Annotated in this window: 6 protein-coding genes; 4 read left to right on the top strand and 2 right to left on the bottom strand. The window is 43.2% G+C overall.

Features of this window, described 5'->3' with window-relative positions:
- The 3 genes from JMX97_RS02955 to JMX97_RS02945 all read left to right on the top strand — a co-directional run.
- Positions 1–149 (top strand): zinc ribbon domain-containing protein (locus JMX97_RS02955; RefSeq protein WP_201554051.1); only part of this gene is annotated, 149 nt, incomplete at its 5' end.
- 219 nt (positions 150–368) lie between these two features.
- Entirely contained in the window at positions 369–1,256 is an 888-nt protein-coding gene (locus JMX97_RS02950) for an energy transducer TonB (RefSeq protein WP_201555219.1), read from the top strand.
- A gap of 97 nt (positions 1,257–1,353) precedes the next feature.
- Complete coding sequence (locus JMX97_RS02945; protein WP_201555217.1) at positions 1,354–2,229, top strand: mechanosensitive ion channel family protein; 876 nt, start codon at positions 1,354–1,356, stop codon at positions 2,227–2,229.
- Between the two features lie 5 nt (positions 2,230–2,234).
- Here JMX97_RS02945 and ybeY read toward each other — a convergent pair whose 3' ends face one another.
- Both ybeY and JMX97_RS02935 read right to left on the bottom strand, forming a co-directional pair.
- Positions 2,235–2,882 (bottom strand): rRNA maturation RNase YbeY, encoded by a 648-nt coding sequence (ybeY, locus tag JMX97_RS02940; RefSeq protein ID WP_201555208.1) that lies wholly within the window; start codon positions 2,880–2,882, stop codon positions 2,235–2,237.
- A 151-nt stretch (positions 2,883–3,033) separates the two neighbouring features.
- The gene (locus tag JMX97_RS02935; RefSeq protein ID WP_201555252.1) at positions 3,034–4,122 is read right to left on the bottom strand and encodes a PhoH family protein; all 1,089 of its coding nucleotides are present in this window, start codon (positions 4,120–4,122) and stop codon (positions 3,034–3,036) included.
- An 856-nt stretch (positions 4,123–4,978) separates the two neighbouring features.
- Between JMX97_RS02935 and JMX97_RS02930 the strand changes: the two genes are divergently transcribed.
- Entirely contained in the window at positions 4,979–6,241 is a 1,263-nt protein-coding gene (locus JMX97_RS02930; RefSeq protein WP_265089427.1) for an FAD-dependent monooxygenase, read from the top strand.
- Positions 6,242–6,320: the final 79 nt, after the last annotated feature.

Here is a 6,320-nt window from a genome sequence, read left to right as displayed (position 1 = left end):
GCCAAAACAGTCCGAAAGGTAGGACAGATTTGAGAATAAGAGAATGGCTTTGCGAGTGCGGTGTCACTCATCAACGCGACGTTAATGCGGCAAAAAACATTCTCGCGCTCGGGCTTGAGCGTCTAGCAGTAGGAATCACCGTCGTTTAGGGCGGTGAGGAAGTCAAGCCAGTCTATGTGTGTGATAAGGCGGCAGAGTAGTGATGTGTCAGCTTAACCATTAGCCAACGCTCATGTTATGATAGCGCCGATGTTAAAGTGATAATGGCTGGATATTACTGACGTTTGCATGCTGGCAGTTAAAATAATAGCGGTTGGCTGTACAAAGGCGGCTATCGCTACGTTTACCTCTATAAGCTGAGACCCACTGTGGCCCATATCAAAGACTCGCAAAGCTATCACTTTTCAGCGCAAGTGCCCGCGCGTAATTTGAGCTTGCCGATGGCTATTGTGGTCGCGGTAGCCGCACATGCGCTGCTTATCTTTGGCGTTAGTTTTTCTATGGGGCAAGACCCAGCCGCATTAATTCAAGATGTCGCTAAAGCGATGACCGAAAATATGCAACCGAACGAAGACGCTCATTTTATAGCTAATGCCTCACAAGAGGGCGGCGGTACGGTGCAACAGCATTTAAGGCAGGAGAGCGCACAGACCAGTCCATTATCTGCCGAGCAGATAAACGAGACTCAAGATGTGATCGATTTGCAGCGCCAAGTTCGCCAGCAGCGCTATCAAGAAAGCTATCTACGGACAACATTGAGCTGGCGTCAGGCCAGTGTAGAGTCGGATAACGACAGCAAGCAAGCGCAAGATGATCTGGTCGCGCAAGAAGAGCGGCTACGTAAGCAAATAGCTACTTTAGAAGCGCAGCTGTCTCAGCGTCAGCAGCTGTATGCGACCAAGTCGAAAGTGGTGACCGTGGATAGTAACTCAACCACACGCGGCGCGGCAGCTGATTATATTGATACTTTCCGTGAGCATGTCGAGCGTGTGGGCAACCTTCATTACCCCGTACAAGCGCGAGCGCAAGGTATCACCGGCGAAGTACGTCTGATGGTCATTATCAGTGATGATGGTAATATCAAAGCCATTCGTCTGCTCGAAAGCTCAGACTCAACCATCTTGGACGAAGCGGCTAAACAATCAGTACGACAAGCCGCGCCCTTTGGTAAATTCACGGCAGACATGAGCGATATTGTCGAGCTGCGCCTGATTCGTACCTATCGTTACAGCGATACGGTGGAAGTGACTTATTAAGACTATAATTTAAGAACGTAGTTTAAGATTACAGTTGAAATTTAATTTTAAGTTCAAGTTTTATAAAAATAAAGCCATAGAATAAAGAAGAGTAAATATGGAATTTTTAGGATTTACGCTGGATATCGCCGCGCTGATCGATAGTGCATTGACACTATTATTTAAAGTCCTCTTGGCGCTACTGATATTTGTAGTGGGACGCTGGCTGGCCAAAAAAGCCATCGGCGTTGCTAACCGCATTATGGTGCGTAGTCGTTTAGATGACACGGTAGCCAGTTTTTTAAGCCGCTTGCTATACGGTGTTTTATTGGTGATAGTCGTCCTAGCGGCGCTTAGTAAAGTTGGTGTACAGACGACTTCGGTTGTCGCTATACTAGGTGGTGCAGCCATTGCAATTGGTCTATCGCTAAAGGATCAGCTGTCAAACTTTGCCGCTGGTATCATGATTGTGACCTTTCGTCCGTTTGTGCGTGGCGACTATATACAGATCAATGGTTTTACCGGTACGGTTACTGAGATTACCTTAATTAATACTCATCTGACGACGATTAACAATCACGATATCATTGTCCCAAATAGCGAAATCACCACCTCAGCCACCACCAACTATACTTCGCTGCCCAATCGCCGCGTGGATATCACCATAGGTATTGGCTATGATGCAGATATCAAAACAGCCAAAGATATCATGCTGAGTTTGGCCAAAAACAATCCTATTGCTTTTAGCGACCCTGCGCCTGTGGTGCGTGTCACTAACTTAGGCGACAATTCAGTCGATTTGACTTTGAACGTCTGGACGACCAATGATGACTGGTGGGGAATGCAGTGCGATTTACTTGAGCAGTTTAAATACGCGCTTGACGATAATAAAATTGATATCCCATTCCCGCAGCGCAGTGTGCATGTTAAAGGCTTGGACATGCTGGTCAACAATATGGATCAATCACAAAAGCTGCCGATGAATAAAGATTAAAACAGTTAAAGATAAGGGTTGGGCAGTGCTAGACGTTTTAAAATATCAATCTCAAAACTTTCCATCTCGTCTTGCTCAGCTTGCCCAGTCATATGATCAAAGCCAAATAAATGCAGCACGCCATGTATCAATAAATGGCTAATGTGCTGCGCCACGGTTTTATCTTGTTCAGCGGCTTCACGCACCACCACTTCATGACAAATAATCAGCTCACCTAAAGGTAACGTCGGCATCAGCTCAATAATATTGGCCGGCATCTCGCTTGGATAGGATAAAATATTGGTCGGATGATCTTTACCACGCGCCTCTAAGTTCAGCTCGCGTCCTTCAATGCCATCAGTAATATAGATATCCAGCGCTTTAGGCTTTTGTTGCCATAACTCATCATCAATATCGGCAAAGTAAGGCAGATTAAGACCACTTTGAAGCCGCTCATTAATATAGTCCAAGGTCGCTATCAACACTGGTTGCAATGCTTCTTCCGTATAAAAAGTATCTAACAGCTCGGCATCAACACCGTCTATATCAAAGCTGTCAGCAGCGCTAATATTTAGTTCAGGATAGTCTGTATTATTGGTATGCTTGTTATCTATATCTGGATTATTCATATCGTTATCATTCACATTAAAGTCTTCGTGATGAGGTTGGCTCATTATTATATCCTTTGTCTATTGCCTTTATCTTATTGAGATTAAACCATAAAAAACCGGACAAAAATATCCGGTTTTTTATTTTAAAAATAAAGGTTTGAGATTATAAACTTAATAAATTATTTTTAATAAACCATAAGTTTAATAGTATGAACTATAACTTAGCCGCCGCATGAGCAATGGCGTCTCGACGATCTTGTTCAGCCATACGCTCTTGCTTGCGCTTCTCTTTGAGCATTTCTTCCTTCTCGTCAAACACATCATACGCTTCGACGATTTTTTGTACCAACTGATGGCGTACCACGTCTTTTGAATCAAATTTGGTGATATGAATCTCTTCAATGTCGCTTAAGATTTCCATCGCTTGCGCCAGTCCTGATTTACTACCGCGCGGCAAATCGACTTGTGTGATGTCACCAGTGATGACCGCACGTGAACCAAAACCTAAGCGCGTTAAAAACATTTTCATCTGCTCAGGGGTGGTATTTTGTGCCTCATCTAAGATCACAAATGAATTGTTTAGCGTACGACCACGCATATAAGCCAATGGCGCCACTTCAATCTCTTGACGCTCAAGCATCTTGCCAACTTTTTCAAAACCTATCATCTCATATAGCGCGTCATACAATGGGCGCAAATAAGGATCGATCTTTTGAGTTAAGTCGCCAGGTAAGAAACCCAACTTTTCACCGGCCTCAACTGCTGGACGCACTAACAAGATACGTTCAATCTCATTGCGCTCTAACATATCAACCGCACAGGCTACTGCCAGATAAGTTTTTCCGGTACCTGCAGGGCCAATACCAAACGACACATCAGAAGATAGGATATCCTTAACATAGCGCTGCTGATTGCCACCACGGGGTACGATTTTGCCATTACGAGTACGCAAGCTGACAGGCGTAAAGTCGCTAGGCGAATCTAAATCGTTTTTATCCTCGCTAGCTGCAGTCTGCTCATCGTCTTCTATATCTTGGTCGCGTGAAATACTCGATTGAATTATGAGATGGAGCTCTTCTGGACTAATATTTTTACTGTTTTGGGTTTCATCTACTAGCTTATATAAGATACGTTCACCGCGCTCAACGTCTATCAAATCACCACTTAGGCAGAAATCACCTTGGCGCTGACTTATTTTGATATTGAGGCGAGTTTGGATATATTTCATGTGACTATTATATTCACCAAGCACAGTTTTGAGCTGGGCTGGGGTCAATGATTCGAATTTTATACGGCGGCTCATGGAGTCAGTCAAGCGATTATCCTTGTATTGGTTGCCCTCATGCTGTTGTTATAACATCGTGGTCATAAAAACACATCATTAATAGGCTAATATATAAAGTGCTAAAAAATGTTATGAGATTCAAAGTACTGTTTTTTAAATTATGTTTTTACAGATTATTTTTTAAAAGCTATGTTCTAAATTTTGTATTTAAAAGTGACGGTTAACAGGGTGGCTGTACGTTATTTTAATAGGGACAAAAGTGAAGGTGCTGTTGTCATTATGGTTGATAGTTTTTAGATTTCAAGCTAAGCATGACATTAGGTGAGACTGTTTTTTGTATGGCGATTGCAACTACCTAACATATCGCTAATATTCGGTTCAGCTATCAATGTAGTCTTATTCTCATTTCGCTGTCATTTAACCGTCAACTCACTAATAGTACAAGCTCAAAAGCAATAACCATAGCGCTTAGATACAGTGAAGCTCACCGAAATTTGAGTAAGTTGTGGTAATCTATTAGTATCTAACAATGGTTCAATCGTTATCTGTCATAAGCGCTTAAATCTACGTTTATGTGAAAAAACGACATTAAAAATGACGTTAAATGATGATATGAAAAACATATAAAAATAGTGCTACGAGCAATAGAACTATAGTTGCTCCAATTTAAAAACGATACCAGTAGCACGATGATATGAACGACTCTCTTTTATTTTGAACTGACTGTATTAAAGATGGCAATAATGATGGTAACACCTTAATAGGAATAATAAAGATGGATAATAATGGTTTAAAAGATTCAAACGCTAAGCAACTCGATGCTACTGATGATAAAGAAACGATACAAACTCATAAACAAGCAAGCACAGCAAAGCTGACCGAGCAGCAAGTACTTATTGCTGGCGGCGGTCATGTTGGTTTGTCCTTTGCGTTATTATTAGCGCATCATGGTATTGCCAGTACCTTGTTAGAGAAAAACAGCTATCCAACCATTAGCCCAAATGATGACAGTACCCGTAGCCATTATTTAGACAGCCGTAATACCGCGTTGTCGCGTCGGACCGTACAGATTTATCAAGAGATTGGTCTATGGTCAGAGCTACAGAGCCATGCCTGCCGTATTGATGCGGTACAGATTAGCGAGCAAGGCAGCTTTGGGCGTGCGCAGTTGAATAAGGCTGATGAGAAGGTAGAGTCATTTGGGCAAGTGATGGAAAACGCTTGGCTGGGTCGTAAGTTATTATTAGCCGCGCAACAGGAACCTCTGATTACCTTAATTGATAATGCCAACGTTACAGCTGTTGAACAGCAAATAGGCTCACAATCAACAGCTGGGGTTACACTTAGCTTTAACTATTATGATAGTGATGAGCACGAGCAGCAATTACAGGGCAGTGTATTAGTGGCTTGTGATGGTCGCGATTCTACCGTACGCCAGCTCTTAGGTATCGGCACGACGACTTATGATTATGGACAAACAGCTATCGTGGGCGTGGTACAGACTGATCAACCGCATGAGCATGTCGCCATTGAGCGCTTTAGTCCAGCAGGGCCACTGGCGGTATTGCCGTTGACTGATCCAGATGGTGATGGCAATGATGACTATCAGACGGGTTATCGACGTTCAGTGGTTTGGGTCTGTCCAACAGGTGAGGAAACCCAATATTTAGAAGATGACGATCATTTCTTACAAACCTTACAGCAAGCCTTTGGTCAGCGCGCTGGCACGTTTACCACGGCTGGTCGTCGCGGCGCTTATCCATTAACGCGTGTGCTGGCAGATGCGCAAGTTGATGGACGCTGCGTCATCATGGGCAATGCGGCTCACACTTTGCACCCAGTAGCGGGTCAAGGTTTTAACCTCTGTATGCGTGATGCGCATGTACTTGCACAAATGATGAGTACCCAAGTGTTAAAGGGTGCCGATATCGGCGATCCTCAATTACTAAAACGCTATGAGAAATCACGGCAAACCGATCAGAAGCGGGTGATTCGCTTTTGTGATGCGGTAGTACACGGCTTTACCCATCCCAATCCTGCTATTAAGCTGGCGCGTAATGTGGCATTGGTTGCCTTTGATAAGTTGCCTAACATTAAACCGTTAATTGCTAATTATGCAATGGGTTTGAAGTCATAAGCTTTATATTGAGGGTATTTATACTGAGAGTGTTTATATCGATAGTTTTATATTGTTAGTCTTATACTGAAGGATACTT

Origin of the sequence: Psychrobacter sp. 72-O-c (assembly GCF_904846605.1) — a bacterium.
Taxonomy (GTDB): domain Bacteria; phylum Pseudomonadota; class Gammaproteobacteria; order Pseudomonadales; family Moraxellaceae; genus Psychrobacter.
The sequence above is the reverse complement of the archived record's forward strand: the minus strand, read 5'-3'. Positions and strand labels throughout refer to the sequence as shown.

What these genes read in the sequence shown, in the direction of transcription:
- JMX97_RS02945 (WP_201555217.1), top strand. Translation starts at nt 1,354, where the DNA reads ATGGAATTTTTAGGATTTACGCTGGATATCGCCGCGCTGATCGATAGT.
- ybeY (WP_201555208.1), bottom strand. Translation starts at nt 2,882, where the DNA reads ATGAGCCAACCTCATCACGAAGACTTTAATGTGAATGATAACGATATG.
- JMX97_RS02935 (WP_201555252.1), bottom strand. Translation starts at nt 4,122, where the DNA reads ATGAGCCGCCGTATAAAATTCGAATCATTGACCCCAGCCCAGCTCAAA.